Genomic DNA, 854 nt, shown 5'->3' with positions numbered 1-854 from the left:
TGATTCTGCTGTTCATAGACGTCTCCCTGTGATGTTGGCAGTGTATTTTCCCTGCCAACGCAAGGCCACTGATTGCCCGTGTTCCAAGTCTCTACAGTAAGTCAATGCACCCGCCACCTTTTGGATTCCTGCACGGCGCAGCTTCACGATCATTCTCGACTGCAAGCCCACCAGAATGAGTCGTACGCCGTCCCGTTCCATTTCCGAAATCAATGTTTGAAGTGCAACGATCGCAGTTCCGTCCATGCTCGGCACGTCGTGCATATCTAGAATCACTGTTTTGATTTTGGGGTCGACCAAATGAAGTGAGGTCAGGGCTTTTTCCGCAGCTCCGAAAAATAATGGACCATTAATGTCATAGATTGCGACTTCCGGAGGGAACTCGATGTTGGTCGGGTGATGATGGGTTTCCAGCAGGTTTGCTTCGGTGAGCAATGACATTCGCCTGATGAACAGGGCTGCGGCAAGCGCAACGCCGACAGCGACGGCCAGAACCATATCGAAAACCACCGTGAGACCAAAGCAAGTAACCAGGATCGTCACATCCCCGGCAGGGGCTGAGCGCAACGTATGTAAAAAGTGCCTTGCCTCACTCATGTTCCACGCAATGATAAACAGAAGCGCAGCAAGCGCCGCCATGGGCACCAGTCCGAGCAGGCCGGCGAGGGCAACGACGGCAAGCAGGACGACGAGCGAATGAATAACCGCTGAAACCGGGGATCGCGCGCCGCTCCGGATATTGGTGGCGGTCCGTGCAATGGCTGCCGTTGCGGTGATGCCTCCAAACAGCGGCGCAACAATATTACCGAGGCCCTGGCCGATTAACTCGGCATTCGGATCATGCTTCGTTTTGG

Annotated in this window: 1 protein-coding gene; it reads right to left on the bottom strand. The window is 54.6% G+C overall.

All coding sequences use genetic code 11. The features are described 5' to 3' along the window. Positions 1-12 precede the first annotated feature (12 nt). A partial coding sequence (locus tag MSNKSG1_RS18510) for a SulP family inorganic anion transporter (RefSeq protein WP_008940828.1) occupies positions 13-854 on the bottom strand: 842 nt, incomplete at its 5' end.

It is taken from the genome of Marinobacter santoriniensis NKSG1, assembly GCF_000347775.1.
Taxonomy (GTDB): Bacteria; Pseudomonadota; Gammaproteobacteria; order Pseudomonadales; family Oleiphilaceae; genus Marinobacter; species Marinobacter santoriniensis.
Note: the sequence above shows the minus strand (reverse complement) of the source record. Positions and strands in the feature narration are given on the sequence as shown.